Raw genomic sequence first — 19,894 nt, forward strand, 5'->3', positions numbered from 1 at the left:
TGCTGAACCTATAGCACAGCAGCCCGGGGATGCCATGGCCGCATGACCGCACAAAAAAAGGGGCCGGATGATCCGGCCCCCTGTTGCGGCTGGGCTTGCGCGCAGGCGCAGTGCCTCAGGTCTTCGGCTCCAGCTGGCTGACGTCGCGCACCGCGCCGCGGGAGGCGGAGGTGGTCATGGCGGCATAGGCCTTGAGCGCGTCGGAGACGACGCGGTCGCGGCCGACCGGCTTCCAGGCGTCCACGCCCTTCGCCTCCATGGCCGCACGACGGGCCGCGAGTTCCTCGTCGGTCAGCACCACGTTGATGCCGCGGTTCGGGATATCGATCTCGATGAGATCACCCTCCTCGACCAGGCCGATGGGACCGCCCTCGGCGGCCTCCGGCGAGACATGGCCGATGGACAGGCCCGAGGTGCCGCCGGAGAAGCGCCCGTCGGTGATGAGCGCACACTCCTTGCCCAGGCCCTTCGATTTCAGGTAGCTGGTCGGGTACAGCATCTCCTGCATGCCCGGCCCGCCGCGCGGCCCCTCGTAGCGGATGATGACGACGTCACCGGCCTTGATCTGGTCGCCCAGGATGGCCTCGACGGCCGCCTCCTGGCTCTCGAAGATGCGCGCCGGGCCGGCGAAGCCGCGCAGCGTGGAGGTGGGCACGCTGGTGGTGTAGCGCAGCTCGTGGGCCTCGATCATGCTCTGCTCCACGCCCGCGGTCTTCACCACGCAGCCCTCGGGAGCGATGTTGCCGTAGAGCACGGCCAGGCCGCCGTCCCTGCTGTAGGCGTGCGCGATGTCGCGGATACAGCCGTTCTCGCGGTCCAGATCCAGCTCCGGCCAGCGCTTGTCCTGGCTGAAGGCCTCGGTGGTGCGAACGTTGCCGGGACCGGCGCGGAAGAAGGTCTTCACGCCCTCGTCACTGGTGCGCATCACGTCGTACTTCTCCAGCGCCTCGCCCAGGGTCTTGCTATGCACCGTGGGCACGTCGCGGTGCAGCAACCCGCCGCGGTCCAGTTCGCCGAGGATGCCGATCACGCCACCGGCGCGGTGCACGTCTTCCATGTGGTACTTCTGAGTGGCCGGGGCCACCTTGCAGATGTTGGGCACCTTGCGCGAGAGGCGGTCGATGTCGGCCATGGTGAAGTCCACGCCCGCTTCCTGGGCCGCGGCCAGCAGGTGCAGCACGGTGTTGGTGGACCCGCCCATGGCGATGTCCAGGCTCATGGCGTTCTCGAAGGCCTCGAAGGTGGCCACCGAGCGCGGCAGCACGGAGGCATCGTCCTGCTCGTAGTAGCGCTTCGCGATGTCCACGGCCAGGCGGCCGGCCTTGAGGAAGAGTTCCTTGCGGTCGGCGTGGGTGGCCAGCGTCGAGCCGTTGCCCGGCAGCGACAGGCCCAGGGCCTCGGTCAGGCAGTTCATGGAGTTGGCGGTGAACATGCCCGAGCAAGAGCCGCAGGTCGGGCAGGCCGAGCGCTCCATCTCCATCACGTCGGCGTCGCTCTCGTTGGGGTTGGCGGCCGAGACCATGGCATCCACCAGGTCGAGGTGCACCTCCTTGCCGCCGATGATGGCCTTGCCGGACTCCATCGGCCCGCCGGAGACGAACACGGTGGGGATGTTCAGGCGCAGCGCGGCGTTGAGCATGCCGGGGGTGATCTTGTCGCAGTTGGAGATACACACCAGGGCGTCGGCGCAGTGGGCGTTGACCATGTACTCCACCGCATCGGAGATGACCTCACGCGAGGGCAGCGAGTACAGCATGCCGCTGTGGCCCATGGCGATGCCGTCGTCCACCGCGATGGTGTTGAACTCCTTGGCCACGCCGCCATGCGCCTCGATCTCGCGCGCCACCATCTGGCCCAGGTCCTTGAGGTGGACGTGGCCCGGGACGAACTGGGTGAAGGAGTTGGCAATGGCGATGATCGGCTTGTCGAAATCGCCATCCTTCATGCCGGTGGCGCGCCACAGGGCGCGGGCGCCGGCCATGTTGCGGCCATGGGTGGTGGTGCGGGAACGATACTGCGGCATGCTGGCTCCGTGGTACGACGGCTTGAGGTTGAACCCTGTATTCTACACCCGGATATAATGCGGGGCGAAACCTCACGTGCAAAACCACAGTCGCCGCGCAGCCTTCGACCGCCGGCCAGGAGAATCAGATGCAGATCGAGATCGATGCCCAGAACATCAAGTGCGGCGGCTGCGCCAGCGCCATCAGCACGGGGCTGCTGGAAGACCCCCGCATCAACGAGGTGAACGTCGACATCGCCAGCGGCCGGGTGACGGTGGAGGCGGACGGCGACATCCGCGCCGACATCGAGCAACGGCTCGCCGCGCTGGGCTACCCGCCGAAGGGCTGACCGCCCTCAGCCGCCGGACGGCGCATCGCGCCGGTCGTGGCGCACGTCCAGGCGGCGCACGAACTCGCCGACCAGGCGCTGGTAAAGCACGTCCTTCAGCACCTGGTCCTCCACGCCGGCCTCGAGGTTCGGGTTGTCGTTCACCTCGATGACCATGACCCCGCGCGCCGTCTCCTTCACGTCCACGCCATAGAAGCCGTCGCCGATCAGGTTGGCGGCCTTGAGCGCCGTCTTCACCACCTGCGCGGGCGCGTCCTCAACTGCCCAGGTCTTGAAGGTGCCCTCGTCCGGGCGACCCTGCTTGCTGTGATTGACGATCTGCCAGTGCTTCTTCGACATGAAGTACTGGCAGACGAACAGGGGTTCGCGGTTGAGCACACCCACGCGCCAGTCGAACTCGGTATAGACGAATTCCTGCGCGAGGATGAGATCGGATTCCTTGAACAGGCGCGTGGCGATATCCTTCAGCTCGCGCGGATTCTCGGCCTTGAACACGCCACGCGAAAAAGAGCCGTCCGGGATCTTCAGCACGATCGGATAGGCGAGCTGCTCGTCCAACGTCTTCACGTTGTCGCGACTGACGATCACCGTGCGCGGCGTGCCGATCTTGTTATTGCCCAGCAGCTCGGCCAGATACACCTTGTTGGTGCACTTGAGAATGGAGTCCGGGTCGTCGATCACCACCATGCCCTCGCTGTCGGCCTTCTTGGCAAAGCGATAGGTGTAGTGATCGATCTGCGTGGTCTCGCGTATGAACAGCGCATCGTATTCGGCCAGGCGCGCATAATCGCGCCGCTCGATGAGCTCGGCATTCACTCCCTGTTCGCGTGCGGCACGGATGAACTTCTGCAGGGCACGGCTATCGGAGGGCGGCAGCACTTCGTCCGGGTTGTGCAGGATGGCGAGGTCGTAGCGCGAGGCCGACGGCGTCCGGCGCCTGCGCCAGCGACGCGCGAGGTGCTGGTCCAGCGCGGCGAAAAAAGACTCCTCCTGCGCGGCGTCGAGGCTGCGAAACACCAGCGGCTTGATGCTGGCGATGCGCCACTGGCCGGCCAGGCGGAACTCCACCCGCAGCATGGGCGCAGGGAAGGTCTCGAACAGCTGGCGCGCGAAGTCCTGCATCTCGGCCACGGCACATTGACCGAAGAAGATGTCGAGCTCGAAACCGGTGGTGGTGAGGTCCTGGCGACGCTTGCGGAAGATCTTCTGCACGATCTTGTCGAGGTCGCCCGTGTCCAGGCTGTAGATCGACTTGCGGCTCAGGTCCTGCAACGTGCGCACCGAGGGAATCACGCGATGCCGGCGCGCCTCGGCCAGCAGCGAGCAGTAATATCCCTCGCTCAGATAACGCTGACTGCGGCAGAGGTTGACCACGTGTACACCGGACTTGTTGAGCCCCGCCGCACCGGCCAGGTAGTCGCGCGCCTCCACCACCGGCAGCTTCGGGTAGTGCGGTTTCCAGTCGCTGGCGTTTTCTATCAGAATGACGTGTTCGGTCATGCGCTCATCCCTTGCGTGTTCGGTGGAGCATAGAGCATCAGCACGGCACGCAGGCCGGCCCGGCCATAGCGCGCCATGCGCTGAAAGTTGCGCTTGTGGATCGGCATGTTGATCGAGTCCACCAGCGTCTCGTCGTTCTCGTAGTCCACGTACGGGTCGTTCACGTAGACGAAGTGCTCGTCAAAACCGGTGACGACCACCCAGTGGGGAAACTTCTCCTCGTAGATCTGGTAGGAGCTGATCAGCACCACGGGGATACCGCCGGCATTGAAGCGCTGCTCCATCTCCTCCAGGCTGAGGGTGGCATAGTGGACGGGCACGCCACGCTGTGTCAGTTCCTCGCGCATATCCTCCTGCACCAGGCGGATGACCTCTTTCTTCTCCTCGCTGCGCACCGTGTCGACCAGGTGGACGCCCTCGTCGCTCACGTACACCTCCACGTCGAAACCGCGATGCGCGGCCGCGAGTGCCAGGCCGAAGGGCCCGCAACCGCCGTGACCGGAGGTCATGTAGATGGTGGTGGCCTCGCGCCACAGGCGCAGCTCCAGCTTGCGATCCAGCGGCAGGGTCGGCGCCAGCGACTTCATGGCCATCATCAGCGCGGCGGGTCCGCAGGTGAAATCCAGGGTCTGCTCGTAGTAGGGGACGCGCGCCAGCTCGGGGGCGAGATCGGGTGCCAGCGACTTCTCGAATCGCCAGGCATCCATGTGGTCTTCGTAATAGTCCGGAAACTCGCCGAATTGCTTGTAGCCCATGGCCTGGAACAGACCCAGCGAGGCCGTATTGTCCTTGCGGATCTCCAGGCGCAAATAGGCGCATTCGCGCTCGCGGCTCTCGTGTTCGGCCGCCTCCACCAGGGCACGGCCCACGCCGCGTCCGCGGGCGGCGGGATCGACGGCAATGGAATAGAGCCGCGCCATGGAGGTGCCGCGGCTGAACAGGATCAGTACGTAACCCAGCAGTACCTCGTCTTCCTCGTAGACGAAGACCACGGCGTTGGCCTTGGTGAGCATGTAGCGGAACTGGCGCCGCGACAGCCGGTCGGTGTCGAAGCAGGTCTCCTCCAGGCGGAGCAGACGGGGAATATCGTCGAGCGTGGCGGTGCGAATCATCGAAGCGGGTGGCCTTCCCCCGGTCAGGCGAAAAAAGTCGGCGCAGTATGCGCCGGGTGTAGACCCTTGTCACGGGTCTTGGTGCTAGTATCAGCGAACCGGGCAGACGCCCCCATCACAGCCAAAGACACGACCATGACCGCCAGGTTCCCAAGCCTTCAACAGATGATAGCCGAACTGGTCGCCGAGCCCTCGGTGAGCAGCGTGAGCCCCGAATTCGACATGGGCAACCGGGGCGTGATCGAACGCCTGGCGGGCTGGCTGGATGCCCTCGGTTTCCGCACCGAGGTTATCCCCGTCTCCGACTCCCCCTTCAAGGCCAACCTGATCGCCACCCTCGGCGAGGGCGAGGATGGCCTGGTGCTGGCCGGCCACACCGACACCGTCCCCTACGACGAGGGCAAGTGGCGCCACGACCCGTTCACGGTGGTCGAGGAGGACGGCCGGCTCTATGGCCTGGGCACCTCCGACATGAAGGCCTTTCTCGCCATCGCCGTGGACGTGGCCCGCGAGGTGGACCCGACAAGACTCAAGCGTCCGCTCATCATCCTCGCCACCGCCGACGAGGAGAGCACCATGAACGGTGCACAGCTGCTCGCCCATCTCGGCCGACCGAAGGCGCGCTACGCCATCATCGGCGAGCCCACCGGCCTCACCCCCGTGCGCATGCACAAGGGCGTGGCCATGGAGGCGATCCGGCTCATCGGCCGTGCCGGCCACTCCAGCGACCCGAGTCTCGGCATCAACGCCATCGACGGCATGCACACCGTGATCGGCGAACTGATGGACTGGCGACGGGAACTGGGCGAGCGCTACCGCAACCCGGCCTTCGCCGTACCCGTACCCACGCTCAACCTCGGCCACATCCACGGCGGCGACAACCCGAACCGCATCTGCGGCCTCTGCGAGCTGCACTTCGACATGCGCCTGATGCCGAGCATGGAGATGACGCCGCTGCGCGAGGAACTGAAGCAGCGTCTGGGTGGACGCCTGCACGAGAGCGGGCTGCACATCGAGATGCGCAACCTCGACGTCGAGGTGCCGGCCTTCGAGACGCCGGCCGATTCGCCCCTGGTGGCCGCCGCCGAGGCGTTCACCGGACAGCCGGCCCGCTCGGTCGCCTTCGGCACCGAGGCACCCTTCCTGCAGAAGCTCGGCATCCAGACCATCGTGCTCGGCCCCGGCGACATCGAGCAGGCACACCAGCCAGACGAATACCTGCGCGTGGACCGCATCGATCCCATGCGCCGTATCCTCGGGCAGATGATCGAACGCTTCTGCCTGCAATAGGGCCAGCGGGCGAACGTTTCGCTCGCCCGCGCAATTCCTTATTATTCCTACAGATTCGTTTTCCCAGGACAGCACCGTGCCCCAGCAGCCAGGCAAGATCGACCAGCACGTCATGTGGTTTCGCAACGCCGCGCCCTACATCCACGCGCACCGCGGCCGCACCTTCGTGCTCTACTTCGGCGGCGAGGCACTGGAGGGCGAGGGCTTTGCCAGTCTGATCCACGACATCGCCCTGCTGCACAGCCTGGGCATCCACCTCGTATTGGTACACGGCGCCCGCCCGCAGATCGAGCGCCGTCTGCGCCTGGAGGGTATCGAACCGCGTTATGCCGAGGGCCTGCGCGTGACCGACGAAAAGGCGCTGGGCGCGGTGAAGGAGGCCGCCGGTTGCGTGCGTGTGGAGATCGAGGCGCGGCTGTCGACCAGCCTGGTCAACACGCCCATGTCGGGCATACGCCTGCGGGTGGCCTCCGGCAACTTCGTCACCGCACGGCCCATCGGCGTGCGCAACGGCGTGGACTTCTGCCACACCGGCAAGGTCCGCCGCATCGATGCGGATGCCATCCGCGCGCAGCTGGCGCTGAACAACCTGGTGCTGCTCTCGCCGCTCGGCTACTCGCCCACCGGCGAGGCCTTCAACCTGAGCGCCGAGGAAGTCGCCACCGAGACCGCCATCGCGCTCAAGGCCGACAAGCTCATCTACCTCGGCAGCGCCCGCGAAAAACGCCCGCTGCCGGGACAGCTCGGCCTGAGCGATGCCGAACAGCTGCTGAAGCGCCGCAAGCAGCTGCATCCCGAGACGCGCCTGCACCTGGAAAATGCCATCAACGCTGCGCAACAGGGCGTGCGCCGCATCCATCTCGTCCAGCAGCAGCGCGACGGCGCCCTGCTGCTGGAACTCTTCACCCGCGATGGGGACGGCACGCTGGTGACCGCCGACATCTACGAGGGCGTGCGCGATGCACGCATCGACGACGTGGCCGGGATACTGGAACTCATCCGTCCGCTGGAAGAGGCCGGCACGCTGGTGCGTCGCTCGCGCGAACAGCTGGAGCTGGAGATCCAGCGTTTCGTGGTGGTGGAGCGCGACGGCATGATCATCGGCTGCGCCGCCCTCTATCCCTTCGAGGCCGAGGGCGTCGGCGAACTTGCCTGCCTGGCCATCCACCCGGACTACCGGCGCGGAGGCCGCGGCGACGTGCTGCTCGCCTACCTCGAGGCCCGCGCCCGCAAGCTCGGGCTCGCGCGCCTGTTCGTGCTCACCACCGAGACCCTGCACTGGTTCCGCGAACGCGGCTTCAACCCCGGCTCGCTCGACGACCTGCCGGTGAAGCGGCGCGAGCTGTACAACTACCAGCGGAACTCGAAGATTCTCTACAAAGCCGCAAGTCGGGAGTCATAGGTCGCTAGTCATTTGGCCGACTTGTAACTTGCGACTCGTAACTTGTAATTTGAGACTCAAGACTTCTTCCGCGCCAGCGTGAGCCCGTCCCCGATCGGCAGCAGCGACAGCTCCACCCGCTCGTCCCGGTGCACCGCCTCGTTGAAGCGGCGGATGGCGCGGGTGCTGGCCTGCTGGTCGGTCTCGTCGGCGACGGCGCCGCCCCAGAGGGTGTTGTCGATGGCGATCACACCGCCGGGGCGCAGCAGCTCGTAACAGCGTTCGTAGTAGGCAGGATAGTTCTGCTTGTCGGCATCGATGAAGGCGAAGTCGAAGCGCCCGGCCTCGCCCTCGGCGAGCAACCGGTTGAGGGTGTCGATGCCGGGACCGATCTCGAGCCGGATGCGCCCCTCCAGGCCGGCCTCCTGCCAGTAGCGACGGGCGATCTGCGTCCACTCCTCGCTGGTATCACAGCAGATGAGCTCGCCCGTCTCGTCCATGGCCCGGGCGATACACAGTGCACTGTACCCGGTGAAGGTGCCGATCTCCACGGCGCGTTGCACACCCAGCACCCCCACAAGCAGGCGCATGAACTGGCCCTGTTCGGGCGAGATCTGCATGCGCCCGTGCGGATGCGCCTGCGTCTCCTCACGCAGGCGTGCAAGCAGCGCGTCCTCGCGCAGCGAGACCTGCTTCAGGTAGTCGTAGAGTTCGTCGGACAGCCCCAGCGTGCGCGTCGACATGCCTCCTCCTTCATGCCGCCTCGTCCCCGTCGCCGACGAAGATGTCGCGATACCCCGTGTACATGCTCGCCAGCATGACGGGCACCATGACCAGCAGACCGAGGAAGAAGGGAATGGCAGCGAGCACGAAGAACAGGGTCATTATCAGCCCGTAGACGATCAACGGCAGGATGTTGCGCAGGCAGCCCACCAGGCTCAGCTTCATCGCCCGGATGGCGTCGACGTCGTCGTGCAACATCGCCAGCGAGGGGGCGAACCAGTAGGCCATGAGCACCGGGACGCTGAGCAGGAAGATGAACAGGCCGAAGAGGATCATGGGCAGCATCATGCTGGCCGGGTTCATGCCCTCGCCGTTGTTGGCGGCGAGAAACCCGATACCGAACAGGACGGGAACCATCACGACCGCGGTGATGACGATGGTCGCGAGCAGGTAGAGACCACCGATGGCCGCCAGCCGTCCCAGGCGGTCGCGAAAGCCGATGAAGAGGTGGTCCACCCGCAGGCCCGTCCCCTCGCGATCCAGTGTCCATGCCCCCAGCATCAGGCCACCGGTCATGATGGCCATCAGGATGGTGGCCAGCAGACCCACCATGGGAAGAATACTGAGAACGATGGTGATCACCATGAAGATCAGGCCGTTGAGAATCCAGATGACCGGGCTGCGGCCAAACAGGCGGAAGGCATCGGCGATCCACTTCCAGCCGTGGCCGATGGGCACGCGACGCGGCTCCACCAGGGCCCAGTCGCCGCCGGATGCCGTCACCAGATTGGCCTCCGGGGCCTGGTAGGGGTTGGTGGTCTCGTTCATGCCGACAGGCCTCCCTCGTTCGTGGTAGTGGTTGCAACCTCTTGATCGGCACCGGCCTCGGCCACGCCGAAGACCTCCCGATACAGCACGCCGTGCACGTTGACCAGCAACGGCGCGGCCCAGATCCAGCCGATCAGCGAGACGATGCCCAGCAGCAGGATGAGCCAGCTCACCAGCAGCAGCACGAAGACCTGGAACCAGTGGCGTGTGATCCCCCGCCGGGAGGTCTCCAGCGCCTGCCAGGGCCCCAGACGGCGATCGGCGCCCAGCGGCAGCGCGAGGGTGTAGGCAATGGCCAGGTAGATACCGGGCAGGATCAGCAGCAGGTAGCCGATGCCGGTGAGCAGGCTTTGCAGGAGCATGAGCCCGGCCAGCGGCAGGAACAGGCCGACATAGCCAAAGGCGGTATCGAAGGATGCCGTCAGCCCCGCCGCACGGCGCACGCCGATCATCAGGAGCCCGGCACCGAAGGGGGCCAGGACCGCATTGAGCAACAGCTGGGTGAGGTACTGTGCGGGGATACTGGCATTGAAGGCCTCCATGGAGCCCATCCACATCAGCCCCATGAAGTTGATCACCACGCTGGCCACGATGGCGATGAGGCCGACGACCAGGGCCGCCCCCCAGAAGCTGCCCTTCATCCCGCCGGTGAGCCGCCAGGCCTCGCCCAGCACCTCGCCGATCTCCAGACGGTAGTCACCGGCCAGCCCGCCGGCGAGGGTGTTGCCGGGGCGTACGCGCCCCGTGGGATCGGAGACCGGGGATTCCGGTGGCTGGTAGGGGTTTTCCTGGGTCATACGCGCGGCGTCCCTGTTGTTGTTATGCTTGAAGAGTCTACGCGCAACCCCGGCTGCGATGCCAGTCGCACCCGTTACCTGCAAATGCCTGCCGGTCAGCCAGGACCGCGGCAGGCCCGACAGAGGATGCCCCGTGCAAGCCAAGCTGCTGCATCAGCTGATCGAGACGGCCCGCGCCCCCGAAGGGGAGGTGCCCCTGCTGGATACCGCCCTGGCCATTGCCATGCTGGAATACCCGAACCTGGACCGGCAGGCCTACCGTCGCCGGCTCGACGAGTGGGCCAGGACCCTGCACCGGCGCCTGCCGGCGGACCCCGGCATCGAGGAACGCCTGCGCGCGCTCAACCAGTTCCTGTTCACCGAACAGGGCTTTGCCGGCAACCTCGAGAACTACTACGATCCGCGCAACAGCTTCATCAACGACGTCCTCGACCAGCGCCGCGGCATCCCGCTCACCCTGTCCATCATCTACATCGAACTCGGCCGGCGGCTCGGCCTGCCGCTGGAGGGCGTGAGTTTCCCGGGGCACTTCCTCGTCCGCCTCAGCATGGAGGACGGCGCCCTGGTGCTCGATCCCTTCAACCGCGGCATGAGCCTCTCCGAGGAGGATCTCGACCGGCTGCTCCAGGACGTGGCCAGCGATCGCCCGGACGACCTCGGCCGGCTGCTGGCCGCGGCGCGCAAGCCGGAGATCGTGATCCGCCTGCTGCGCAACCTCAAGGCCGTCTACCAACGCGACGGCCAGACCGAGAAGGCCCTGGAGATCGTCAACCTGATCCTGGCCATCGACCCCACGCAGTTGCCGGAGTACCGCGACCGCGGGCTGATCCTCACCGAACTCGACTGCAACCGGGCGGCCGCCGCCGACCTCGATCACTACCTCACCCACTACCCCACCGACGAGGATGCGGACGCGATCCGCGCCCTGATCGCGGAACTGGCCGAGGAGCCCCAGCGCCTGCACTGACCGTGGCATGCCATCGCCCGGCTGCGAATGTCCCGCGGCCCTGTGCGATACTGTGCGCATGAACGACCTCGAGACCTTTTACACCTTGGGCGTGGCCCTCGCGCTCGGCCTGCTGATCGGCGTGGAGCGCGGCTGGAAGGAGCGCGAGCTGGCCGAGGGCCGGCGCGTGGCCGGTATCCGCACCTTCGCCCTCATCGGCCTGCTCGGCGGGGTCTGGGGCCTGCTCTCCGAACAACTGGGCACCGCGGTGCTGGCCGTGGCCTTCGCCACGCTCGCGGCCGTGCTGGTGGGGGCCTATGCCCTGAGCCAGCGGCTGGACACCGACATCAGCATCACCGGCATCATCGCCGGCCTGCTGGCCTTCGCCTTCGGCGCCATGGCCACGCTGGGGCACACCTCGCTGGCGGCGGCCGGGGCCGTGGTGACCACCATCCTGCTCGGCGTGAAACCCGTGCTGCATTCCTGGATCAACCGCCTGGAGCAGAAGGAACTCTACGCCACGTTCAAGCTGCTGCTGATCTCGGTGGTCATCCTGCCGCTGCTGCCCAACGAGGGATACGGCCCCTGGGCGGTACTCAACCCCTACAGGATCTGGTGGATGGTGGTGCTCATCGCCGGCATCTCCTTCATCGGCTACTTCGCCATGAAGATCGTCGGCGAACGCCGCGGCATCCTGGCCACCGGGCTGTTTGCCGGGCTGGCCTCCTCCACCGCGGTGACAGTGAACTTCGCCCGTATCGCCCGCGGCGAGCGCGGCCTGGAAAACGTGCTCGCCGCCGGCACCCTGGTGGCCTGCGCCACCATGTTCCCGCGCATGCTGGTGGTCGCCGGCATCTTCAGCTGGTCGCTGGCCCTCGCCCTGCTGTGGCCGGTGCTGGTGATGATGGTCGTCAACTACCTTGCCGCCTGGGCCTTCTGGCAGCGCGCCGACAGCCACCCGGGCGGTGAGCGCGCCCGTCTGAGCAACCCCTTCGAACTCAGGCCCGCGGTGATCTTCGCCGCGCTGCTCACCGCCATCCTGCTGCTGTCGCGTGCACTGGAGGCCTCCCTGGGCGACGCCGGTCTCTACCTGCTGGCCGCCGCCTCGGGACTGGCCGACGTGGACGCCATCACCCTCTCCCTGGCCAACATGGTACGCGAGGGCCTGACCGTCTCCACGGCCGCGCTGGCCATCCTCATCACCGCCGTCGCCAACTCGCTGGTCAAGGGCGGGCTCGCGCTCGGCATCGGCGGCCGCCGCTTCGGCAGCCGTGTCGGCCTGACCCTGCTTGCTGTAGTATCCTCCGGCCTCGCCACCTGGTGGCTGATTTCGACTACGCCATGACGACCGACGACACACGCCTCGATGGTCTGCGCGACTGGCTCACGCAGCATACCGACCTCAAGCACTTTGCGCTCGCCCCGGCCTCGGCCGATGCGAGCTTTCGCCGCTATTTCCGCGTGACGGCGGACGGGACCAGCTACATCGCCATGGATGCCCCGCCCGAGAAGGAGGATTCGCGCCCCTTCGTCGCCATCGACCGGCTGCTCGAGGCCGCGGGCGTTAACGTGCCGCACATCCACGCCCTGGGGCTCGATGAGGGATACCTGCTGCTGTCCGATTTCGGCAACCGCCATTACCTCAGCGCCCTCGTGGAGGACAGCGTCGAAGCGCTATACGGCGATGCGCTCGCCACCCTGTTGCGCATCCAGCAGGCCCCGACCGATGACCTGCCGCACTACGACCGCCAGCTGCTGTGGCGCGAGATGGAGCTGTTCCGCGACTGGTTCCTCGGCACCCACCTCGGGCTGCGCCTCGACGCCACCCAGCATGCCGCCCTGGACGGGGCCTTCGAGGCCCTGATCCGGGCGGCCCTGGAACAGCCGCGGGTGTTCGTGCACCGCGACTACCACTCGCGCAATCTCATGGTCGTGCCCGAACGAAACCCGGGCGTGCTCGACTTCCAGGACGCCGTCCACGGCCCCCTGACCTACGACCTGGTCTCGCTGCTGCGCGACTGCTACATCGCCTGGCCGCGCCAGCGCGTGGAAGGCTGGGCGCTGGGCTATCGCGATCGCGCCGTGGCGGCCGGCATCATCGGGGCCGTGGACGACCGCGACTTCCTGCGCTGGTTCGACCTCATGGGCATCCAGCGTCACCTCAAGGCCATCGGCATCTTTGCCCGCCTCAACCACCGTGACGGCAAGCCGGGCTATCTCTCCGACATCCCGCGCACCCTCGACTACGTGCTCGCGGCCGGCCGGCTGTACGACGAGACCCTGCCCCTGTGCCGGCTCATCGAGCAGCTCGACATCCGTCGGCGGCTGACCGCATGAAGGCCATGATCCTCGCCGCCGGGCGCGGCGAACGCATGCGCCCGCTCACCGACACCACGCCCAAGCCGCTGCTTGCGGCCGGTGGCAGGCGGCTCATCGAATACCATCTCGACGCCCTGCGTGCCGGTGGCTTCCACGAAGTGGTCATCAACACCGCCCACCTCGGCCACCAGCTCGAGGACGCCCTGGGCGACGGCAGGGATCATGGACTCAGCATCACCTATTCCCACGAACCGCCGGGCGCGCTGGAGACCGGTGGCGGCATCCGGCACGCACTGCCGCTGCTGGGCGATGCCCCCTTTCTCGTCGTCAACGGCGATGTCTGGTGCGACTACCCGCTCGCAGCGCACGACCTGGCCGGGAACGACCTCGCCCACCTGGTGCTGGTAGACAATCCCGCCCATCACCCGCAGGGCGACTTTCATCTCGCCGCCGGTCGCGTGCACTGCAGCGGCGAGCCACGCCTCACCTTCAGCGGCATCGGCTACTACCACCCCGCCCTGTTCCGCGAACTGGAAGACGGACGCTTCCCCCTCGCGCCGCTGCTGCGCGAGGCGATGCAGGCCGGTCGCGTGAGTGGCGAACACCACCGCGGCCACTGGAGCGACGTCGGTACGCCCGAACGCCTGGCCGCGCTCGATGCCTTCCTCGCCGGCGAACGGCAGACACCGGCCTGATACCGGGAGCCGGTCGTGTTAAGGTTTTTGCACATGCACGAGACGATACTCCATGCCCTTTGACGAACAACGCGTCGCCGAATCCTTCGCCTTCGACCCCGCGCAGATCGACGCGCTGCGCACGGGCTGGCGCGACCTGCTCGACCTCGCCGTCTGGGGCGACCTGAAGACGCAGAAGATCGGTGCCGTACCCCGCCTGCGCAAACGCCTGCTGGAACTCGGCGAGAACCTGCGCTCGGTGATCAACGACCGCCGCTGGATCCCGCAGGAACGCGAGCGCATCAAGGGCGCCATGGGCGCCATGCTCAACCTGCGCGACGCCCTGCTGCAGCTCGAACGCGCCGCCCAGGTCATCGACGGCGGCGAGGACTTCGCCCGCTTCGAGACGGACCTGCTCGACTTTCGCCAGCAGCTGCTGGTCTTCATCGAAAAACACGAACGGCTCTGGGGGGACCTGCTGGAATCGCTGTACGACGAGCCGCTCGACGATGAAGACGATGACGACTGAGTACTAGGCAGGGAGAGGCCGGATGGGACAGGAGATCGACAGCAGCGACTTCACGCCGGCCGACTTCGCCGCCTTCCACGCCCGACTCGTCAGAGAGACCGAAACCCTGCAGCAGTGGGAGACGGGGGGACGACTCTCGCAACGCGGCCCGGTCGCCGGCTTCGAGATCGAGGCCTGGCTGATCGACCGCGACGCCCGCCCCGCTCCGCGCAACGACGCGTTTCTCGCCGCCAGCGACGACCAGCTCACCTCGCCCGAACTCGCCCGCTTCAACGTCGAGCTCAACAACCGTCCGCAGCCTCTCTGCGATCGCGCCTTCAGCCTGCTCGAGGCAGACATCGCCCAGACCTGGGAACACGCCAGCGAGATCGCCGAGGCCATCGGTACCCGCCTGGTGATGACCGGCATCCTGCCCACGGTCACGGCGGCCGATCTCAGCATGGCCAACATGTCGAATCTCAATCGCTACCGGGCGCTGAACGCCCAGGTGTTCCGCCAGCGCGAGCACCGCCCGCTGCGGCTCGACATCGCTGGCCACGAGCACCTGCGCTGCGAGCATCACGACGTGATGCTCGAGTCCGCCACCACCTCCTTCCAGCTGCACCTGCAGACGCCCATCGAACAGGCCGTGCGCGTGTACAACACCGCCATGCGGGTCTCGGCGCCGATGGTGGCCATCGCCGCCAACTCGCCCTATCTCTTCGGCCACGAGCTGTGGGAGGAGACGCGCATCCCGCTGTTCGAGCAGGCCGTGGAGATCGGCGGCTATGCCGGGGTCACGCGGGGCCCGCTGTGGCGCGTGGGCTTCGGCTCGGGGTACGCGCGCCACTCCATCCTCGAGTGCTTTCGCGAGAACCTGGAACACTACCCGGTACTGCTGCCCATGGCACTGGCCGACGACGGCACGCTGCCACACCTGCGCCTGCACAACGGCACCATCTGGCGCTGGAATCGTCCGCTGCTCGGCTTCGACGAGGACGGCAGGCCACATATCCGCATCGAGCATCGCGTCATGCCGGCCGGACCCACCGTGGTCGACCAGGTCGCCAACGCCGCCTTCTTCTACGGCCTGGTGCAGGCCCTGGCCGCCGACGACAGGGAAGCGCTCCCCTTCGCCCGGGCGCGCGACAATTTCTATGCGGCCGCCCGTCGCGGGCTGGCCGCTACCATCCGCTGGGACGATGACCGGCACGTGCCGATGCGTGAACTCATCCTGCATACCCTGCTGCCCGCGGCACGCAAGGGTCTGCGGCAACTGGGCATCGCACCGGATGACATCGCACGCTATCTGGACATCATCCAGGCACGCGCCGAGACCACGCAGAACGGCGCTGAATGGCAGCGGCGCTGGGTCACCGTGCACGGCCGTAACATGGCCAGACTCACCGAGGACTATCTGCGCAAACAGTGGCAGGGACAGCCAGTACACGAATGGGACCTGTAATCATGCGACCCGCACTGCTCACCGAGACCGACACCCTGCCCGACGGCCTGCTCGACACCGCGGCCCGTGACCTGCATCGGGTGCTGGACGGCCCGACGCTCATCCACCTGCCGGGACGGCGGGAGGCACCGCTGTTCGTCTCCGTGCTGCTGCACGGCAACGAAGACACGGGGCTGGTCGCGATCCAGACACTGCTGCAACGCTACGCCGGGCAGGAACTGCCACGCGCCCTGTCGCTCTTCATCGGCAACGTCGCCGCCGCCCGCGAGGGTCGCCGCCGTCTGGACGGCCAGCCCGACTACAACCGCTGCTGGCCCGGCACCGAGCTGCCGTCCTGCGAGGAAACGCGCATGATGGATTACATCGTCCAAACCATGCGCCGACGCCGGGCCTTTGCCAGCGTGGACGTCCACAACAACACCGGCCTCAACCCCCACTACGCCTGCATCAACCGGCTGGACAACGCCTTCCTGCAGCTCGCCGTACTGTTCGGCCGCACCGTGGTCTACTTCATCCGCCCGCGCGGCGTCGCCTCCATGGCCATGGCCGAGCTCTGTCCGTCCACCACCCTGGAATGCGGCAAGCCCGGCCAGGTCTACGGCGTGGAACATGCCGTCGAATACCTCGACGCCTGCCTGCATCTCGCCGAGATCCCCTCGCATGCCGTGAGCGAACATGACATCGATCTCTTCCACACCGTCGCCCAGGTGAAGGTGCCGGACGCATTCAGCTTCAGCTTCGGCCATAGCGCCGCCCACATCGCCTTCGACCCGGAACTCGAACGCATGAACTTCCGCGAGGTGCCGGCCGGCACCGAGTTCGGTGTCATCGACGCACTCGCCGATGCGCGACTCGTCGCCTACGACGAGACCGGCGCCGACGTCACCGACGACTACTTCGAGATCCGCGACCAGCGCATCCTGCTCAGGCGCGCCATGATGCCCTCCATGCTCACGCTGGACGAACGGGTGGTGCGGCAGGACTGCCTCTGTTACCTGATGGAGCGAATGGGGGCGGGACTTAGGGGTGAAGTGTGAGGTAGGGAGGGCCGGGCCATTCAAGCGGGTATTGTCACAGAGGTCACAGAATAAACGGGGTTTGCCTTCCCTCTGTGCGCTCTGTGTCCTCTGTGGCGAATAGACATTTCGCCTCACGCCTCACGTGTCCTCCCACGACGGACGACGGACCACTGACAACGGACGGCGCGTTCAGGCAGGCGGGCATACCAGCCCCTGCTGCACACGACTACTCCTCGGTCACAGTTTCAACCAGGTACCGCCAGACCCTGAGCGTGTCCGACCAGTGGTCGGCCGGCAGACCGGCCTTGCGCTTGAGCTGGCGCAGGAACTCGGCGGGGTCGGGCAACTGTTCCCATACGCTCGGCAGGAAGGTCCCGCGTCGCGCGCCTTCCTGCAGGATTAGGCCATCGACTCCGGGACGCAGCTGGCGGACGAGGTCGGACTCGTCCTCGAACACCAGCTCTTCGGGTGGGCCGAGGATGGCGATATCGATTGTCAGGTCGTCGAGCTCATCGGCTCGCAGCGGGGGAAAGCGGGGATCGCGAAAGGCGGCGGCGAAGGCATGTTCGGCCACGTCCTGCGCCAGGGGTTGATGCGGCTCGAGCGTGCCGATGCAACCGCGCAGCTCGCCGTGACGCCTGAGGGTGACGAAGGTGCCGCCCGTCTTTCGCAGGCGGGGCGGCAAGTCGTCGTGCGCGAGACGGAGGGGTTGCCCGCCATGCAGGCCCTGCTCGATGGACTGCCGCGCGACATCCAGCAGCTGCCGACGCTCGCCGGCGTCGAGCGCGGCCTCAGGCACGGCGCTCACTCGCAGACATAGGCCCCGTAACCCACCACCTGATCACGCGGCCCGGCGGTATCGCCGGAGCTGCGCAGGTCGATGTTCCGGCACTGCAGTCCATGGCGCTGCACCGCATTCAGCAGCCCCTGGATGGGCAGGCGGCCGCAGGCCTGTTCGGGGCGGATCTTCCCTGGCTCCAGCGCCTCGATGGCCCGGGTGGTCCGCTCGTCCATGCGCCGCGCGGTCTGGTAGTCGTGGTAATGGCTGAGGTCGGAGCTCACCACGATCAGCGTCTCGTCCCCGCCCCACAGGGCCTCGATCACACGGTCGACCTCCGCGGCCTCGCCCGATCCCACCACCAGAGGCACGAGTGCGAAGTCGCCGAGCGCGACCTGCAGAAAGGGCAGATGCACCTCGAGGCTGTGCTCCTGCTCGTGGGCCGGATCGAAGACGAAGACATCGGACAGGGATACCACCCGCTCGATGGCCTCACGGTCCAGCGGCACGTCCCCGAGCGGGGTCTCGAAGTAATCCGCGCTGCTGGCGGCCACACCGTAAAAGCCCACCCGGTGGGCCGGCCCCAGCAACACCACCCGCTCGATGGGCCGCCGGCGATTGCGCAGGCGGGCATAGGCCGAGGCGGCGACGGCGCCGGAGTAGATATAGCCCGCATGGGGGGCGATCACGGCCTTGGGCGGGAGCTCGTCACTGCGGGCCTGGTCGAGAAACCCCTCGACCATCTCGCGCAACTCGGCCGCACCGGCCGGGTAGAACATGCCGGCCACGGCGGCGCGGCGAATCAGGGGGGCAGGCTGGGCTTGTGCATTCATGGTGGTTCGTCCTTTGGTGTAAGTGATCAGGGCGTCACTGAGGCATGTTTTTCCCTACATGCTCTTTGAGAGCTCGCCCGAAGCAGGTCAGAAAACAGCCTCGGGCATGACAATGGCTCGCTGTGAAAGCTTAGTCGACAGACATCGCCTCTGCATTGATTGTAGTCATGCGACAACCGGAAAAATCGCTGGTTCCGGCCTGACCAGCAACCTATAGTCAGGCTGTGACACCCGTTTGACGCAGGGAGCGAGAGCGCATGCAGACCACCATCCCCACCCGTTACTGGCACCGCCTCGAGGACGGCCGCATCCAGTGCGACGTCTGTCCCCGCTTCTGCAAGCTGCACGAGGGCCAGCGCGGCCTGTGCTTCGTGCGGGCCAACGAGGGCGACCAGATCGTGCTCACCTCCTACGGCCGCTCCTCGGGCTTCTGCGTCGACCCCATCGAGAAGAAACCGCTCAACCACTTCCTGCCGGGCACGCCGGTGCTCTCCTTCGGCACCGCCGGCTGCAACCTGGCCTGCAAGTTCTGCCAGAACTGGGACATGAGCAAGTCGCGCGAACTGGACACGCTGATGGACGAGGCCTCACCGGAGACCCTGGCGCGGGCGGCGAAGGAGCTGGGCTGCCGCAGCGTGGCCTATACCTACAACGATCCGGTGATCTTCATGGAATATGCCATCGACACGGCGAAGGCCTGCCGCGAGCAGGGCATCAAGTCGGTGGCGGTCACGGCCGGTTACATCACCCCCGAACCCCGCGCCGAGCTCTTCCGGTGGATGGACGCGGCGAACGTGGACCTCAAGGGCTTTACCGAGGCCTTCTACTGGAAGATCTGCGGCGGCCACCTCGACCCGGTGCTCGACACCCTGAAATACATCCGCCACGAGACCGACTGCTGGCTGGAGATCACCACGCTGCTGATCCCGGGCGAGAACGACTCCGACGAGGAGATCGACACCATGACCCGCTGGGGGATGAAGGAGCTCGGCCCGGATGTCCCCTGGCACTTCACCGCCTTCCACCCGGACTGGAAGATGATGGACCATCCCTCGACCCCGCCGGCCACCCTCACCCGCGCCCGTGAGATCGGCCTGAAAAATGGTCTGCGGTACGTCTACACCGGCAACGTGCACGATCCGCAGGGCGGCAGCACCTATTGCCACGGCTGCGGGACACGCCTGATCGGGCGCGACGGCTACGTGATCACCGACTGGGCACTGACCGGGGACGGCCACTGCCCGCAGTGCGGCACCGCCTGTGCCGGCGTCTTCGAGGCGCAACCGGGTCACTGGGGTGCCAAACGCATGCCGGTACGGCTGGCCAACTACGCCGCCACGCACAAACCCGCATGACGCAGCCCGGCGAA

Annotated in this window: 19 protein-coding genes; 11 read left to right on the top strand and 8 right to left on the bottom strand. The window is 66.8% G+C overall.

Annotated elements, in window-relative coordinates:
• Window positions 1–115: 115 nt before the first annotated feature.
• On the bottom strand, window positions 116–2,023 hold the full coding sequence (ilvD, locus tag HUJ28_07570) for a dihydroxy-acid dehydratase (GenBank protein MBD3619314.1): 1,908 nt from the start codon (window positions 2,021–2,023) through the stop codon (window positions 116–118).
• A 128-nt stretch (window positions 2,024–2,151) separates the two neighbouring features.
• Here ilvD and HUJ28_07575 point away from each other — a divergent pair, with 128 nt between their 5' ends.
• Window positions 2,152–2,352, top strand: coding sequence for a heavy-metal-associated domain-containing protein (locus tag HUJ28_07575; protein ID MBD3619315.1), 201 nt, complete (start codon window positions 2,152–2,154; stop codon window positions 2,350–2,352).
• A gap of 6 nt (window positions 2,353–2,358) precedes the next feature.
• Here HUJ28_07575 and HUJ28_07580 read toward each other — a convergent pair whose 3' ends face one another.
• A complete protein-coding gene (locus HUJ28_07580; GenBank protein ID MBD3619316.1) occupies window positions 2,359–3,852 on the bottom strand; it encodes a RimK family protein in 1,494 nt (497 codons plus the stop codon).
• On the bottom strand, window positions 3,849–4,964 hold the full coding sequence (locus HUJ28_07585) for a peptidase C39 family protein (protein MBD3619317.1): 1,116 nt from the start codon (window positions 4,962–4,964) through the stop codon (window positions 3,849–3,851). The genes HUJ28_07580 and HUJ28_07585 overlap by 4 nt, the downstream gene beginning before the upstream one ends.
• Before the next feature lie 135 nt (window positions 4,965–5,099).
• Here HUJ28_07585 and argE point away from each other — a divergent pair, with 135 nt between their 5' ends.
• Both argE and argA read left to right on the top strand, forming a co-directional pair.
• The gene (argE, locus tag HUJ28_07590) at window positions 5,100–6,254 is read left to right on the top strand and encodes an acetylornithine deacetylase (GenBank protein MBD3619318.1); all 1,155 of its coding nucleotides are present in this window, start codon (window positions 5,100–5,102) and stop codon (window positions 6,252–6,254) included.
• Between the two features lie 112 nt (window positions 6,255–6,366).
• Window positions 6,367–7,656, top strand: coding sequence for an amino-acid N-acetyltransferase (gene argA, locus HUJ28_07595; protein MBD3619319.1), 1,290 nt, complete (start codon window positions 6,367–6,369; stop codon window positions 7,654–7,656).
• Window positions 7,657–7,712: 56 nt separating this feature from the next.
• Here the strand turns inward: argA and HUJ28_07600 are convergent, their stop codons facing one another.
• Genes HUJ28_07600 through HUJ28_07610 form a run of 3 tightly spaced genes read right to left on the bottom strand, consistent with a single transcriptional unit; the run spans window position 7,713 to window position 9,983 of the window.
• Complete coding sequence (locus HUJ28_07600) at window positions 7,713–8,378, bottom strand: class I SAM-dependent methyltransferase (protein ID MBD3619320.1); 666 nt, start codon at window positions 8,376–8,378, stop codon at window positions 7,713–7,715.
• A gap of 10 nt (window positions 8,379–8,388) precedes the next feature.
• A complete protein-coding gene (locus HUJ28_07605; GenBank protein ID MBD3619321.1) occupies window positions 8,389–9,186 on the bottom strand; it encodes a hypothetical protein in 798 nt (265 codons plus the stop codon).
• Complete coding sequence (locus HUJ28_07610; GenBank protein MBD3619322.1) at window positions 9,183–9,983, bottom strand: hypothetical protein; 801 nt, start codon at window positions 9,981–9,983, stop codon at window positions 9,183–9,185. The genes HUJ28_07605 and HUJ28_07610 overlap by 4 nt, the downstream gene beginning before the upstream one ends.
• Before the next feature lie 133 nt (window positions 9,984–10,116).
• Here HUJ28_07610 and HUJ28_07615 point away from each other — a divergent pair, with 133 nt between their 5' ends.
• The 7 genes from HUJ28_07615 to HUJ28_07645 are packed head-to-tail and all read left to right on the top strand — an operon-like array spanning window position 10,117 to window position 16,932.
• Window positions 10,117–10,950, top strand: a complete 834-nt coding sequence (locus HUJ28_07615) for a tetratricopeptide repeat protein (GenBank protein ID MBD3619323.1) — start codon at window positions 10,117–10,119, stop codon at window positions 10,948–10,950.
• Window positions 10,951–11,008: 58 nt separating this feature from the next.
• Window positions 11,009–12,274, top strand: coding sequence for an MgtC/SapB family protein (locus HUJ28_07620; GenBank protein ID MBD3619324.1), 1,266 nt, complete (start codon window positions 11,009–11,011; stop codon window positions 12,272–12,274).
• Window positions 12,271–13,266, top strand: coding sequence for a phosphotransferase (locus tag HUJ28_07625; GenBank protein MBD3619325.1), 996 nt, complete (start codon window positions 12,271–12,273; stop codon window positions 13,264–13,266). The genes HUJ28_07620 and HUJ28_07625 overlap by 4 nt, the downstream gene beginning before the upstream one ends.
• The gene (locus tag HUJ28_07630; GenBank protein ID MBD3619326.1) at window positions 13,263–13,943 is read left to right on the top strand and encodes a nucleotidyltransferase family protein; all 681 of its coding nucleotides are present in this window, start codon (window positions 13,263–13,265) and stop codon (window positions 13,941–13,943) included. Before HUJ28_07625 ends, HUJ28_07630 begins: the two co-directional genes overlap by 4 nt.
• Before the next feature lie 52 nt (window positions 13,944–13,995).
• The gene (locus HUJ28_07635; protein ID MBD3619327.1) at window positions 13,996–14,451 is read left to right on the top strand and encodes a hypothetical protein; all 456 of its coding nucleotides are present in this window, start codon (window positions 13,996–13,998) and stop codon (window positions 14,449–14,451) included.
• Between the two features lie 22 nt (window positions 14,452–14,473).
• The gene (locus HUJ28_07640; GenBank protein ID MBD3619328.1) at window positions 14,474–15,895 is read left to right on the top strand and encodes a glutamate--cysteine ligase; all 1,422 of its coding nucleotides are present in this window, start codon (window positions 14,474–14,476) and stop codon (window positions 15,893–15,895) included.
• Between the two features lie 14 nt (window positions 15,896–15,909).
• Window positions 15,910–16,932, top strand: a complete 1,023-nt coding sequence (locus tag HUJ28_07645) for a succinylglutamate desuccinylase/aspartoacylase family protein (GenBank protein MBD3619329.1) — start codon at window positions 15,910–15,912, stop codon at window positions 16,930–16,932.
• Window positions 16,933–17,140: 208 nt separating this feature from the next.
• On the opposite strand, the gene amrA is transcribed toward HUJ28_07645, so the two are convergent.
• Both amrA and amrB read right to left on the bottom strand, forming a co-directional pair.
• Window positions 17,141–17,713, bottom strand: a complete 573-nt coding sequence (gene amrA, locus HUJ28_07650) for an AmmeMemoRadiSam system protein A (GenBank protein ID MBD3619330.1) — start codon at window positions 17,711–17,713, stop codon at window positions 17,141–17,143.
• Window positions 17,714–17,718: 5 nt separating this feature from the next.
• Entirely contained in the window at window positions 17,719–18,525 is an 807-nt protein-coding gene (gene amrB, locus HUJ28_07655) for an AmmeMemoRadiSam system protein B (protein ID MBD3619331.1), read from the bottom strand.
• Window positions 18,526–18,782: 257 nt separating this feature from the next.
• Between amrB and amrS the strand changes: the two genes are divergently transcribed.
• Window positions 18,783–19,880, top strand: coding sequence for an AmmeMemoRadiSam system radical SAM enzyme (amrS, locus tag HUJ28_07660; GenBank protein ID MBD3619332.1), 1,098 nt, complete (start codon window positions 18,783–18,785; stop codon window positions 19,878–19,880).
• Window positions 19,881–19,894: the final 14 nt, after the last annotated feature.

It is taken from the genome of Chromatiales bacterium, assembly GCA_014762505.1.
Lineage (GTDB): Bacteria > Pseudomonadota > Gammaproteobacteria > SpSt-1174 > SpSt-1174 > SpSt-1174.

What these genes read in the sequence shown, in the direction of transcription:
- ilvD (MBD3619314.1), bottom strand. Translation starts at nt 2,023, where the DNA reads ATGCCGCAGTATCGTTCCCGCACCACCACCCATGGCCGCAACATGGCC.
- HUJ28_07575 (MBD3619315.1), top strand. Translation starts at nt 2,152, where the DNA reads ATGCAGATCGAGATCGATGCCCAGAACATCAAGTGCGGCGGCTGCGCC.
- HUJ28_07580 (MBD3619316.1), bottom strand. Translation starts at nt 3,852, where the DNA reads ATGACCGAACACGTCATTCTGATAGAAAACGCCAGCGACTGGAAACCG.
- HUJ28_07585 (MBD3619317.1), bottom strand. Translation starts at nt 4,964, where the DNA reads ATGATTCGCACCGCCACGCTCGACGATATTCCCCGTCTGCTCCGCCTG.
- argE (MBD3619318.1), top strand. Translation starts at nt 5,100, where the DNA reads ATGACCGCCAGGTTCCCAAGCCTTCAACAGATGATAGCCGAACTGGTC.
- argA (MBD3619319.1), top strand. Translation starts at nt 6,367, where the DNA reads ATGTGGTTTCGCAACGCCGCGCCCTACATCCACGCGCACCGCGGCCGC.
- HUJ28_07600 (MBD3619320.1), bottom strand. Translation starts at nt 8,378, where the DNA reads ATGTCGACGCGCACGCTGGGGCTGTCCGACGAACTCTACGACTACCTG.
- HUJ28_07605 (MBD3619321.1), bottom strand. Translation starts at nt 9,186, where the DNA reads ATGAACGAGACCACCAACCCCTACCAGGCCCCGGAGGCCAATCTGGTG.
- HUJ28_07610 (MBD3619322.1), bottom strand. Translation starts at nt 9,983, where the DNA reads ATGACCCAGGAAAACCCCTACCAGCCACCGGAATCCCCGGTCTCCGAT.
- HUJ28_07620 (MBD3619324.1), top strand. Translation starts at nt 11,009, where the DNA reads ATGAACGACCTCGAGACCTTTTACACCTTGGGCGTGGCCCTCGCGCTC.
- HUJ28_07625 (MBD3619325.1), top strand. Translation starts at nt 12,271, where the DNA reads ATGACGACCGACGACACACGCCTCGATGGTCTGCGCGACTGGCTCACG.
- HUJ28_07630 (MBD3619326.1), top strand. Translation starts at nt 13,263, where the DNA reads ATGAAGGCCATGATCCTCGCCGCCGGGCGCGGCGAACGCATGCGCCCG.
- HUJ28_07635 (MBD3619327.1), top strand. Translation starts at nt 13,996, where the DNA reads ATGCCCTTTGACGAACAACGCGTCGCCGAATCCTTCGCCTTCGACCCC.
- HUJ28_07640 (MBD3619328.1), top strand. Translation starts at nt 14,474, where the DNA reads ATGGGACAGGAGATCGACAGCAGCGACTTCACGCCGGCCGACTTCGCC.
- amrB (MBD3619331.1), bottom strand. Translation starts at nt 18,525, where the DNA reads ATGAATGCACAAGCCCAGCCTGCCCCCCTGATTCGCCGCGCCGCCGTG.
- amrS (MBD3619332.1), top strand. Translation starts at nt 18,783, where the DNA reads ATGCAGACCACCATCCCCACCCGTTACTGGCACCGCCTCGAGGACGGC.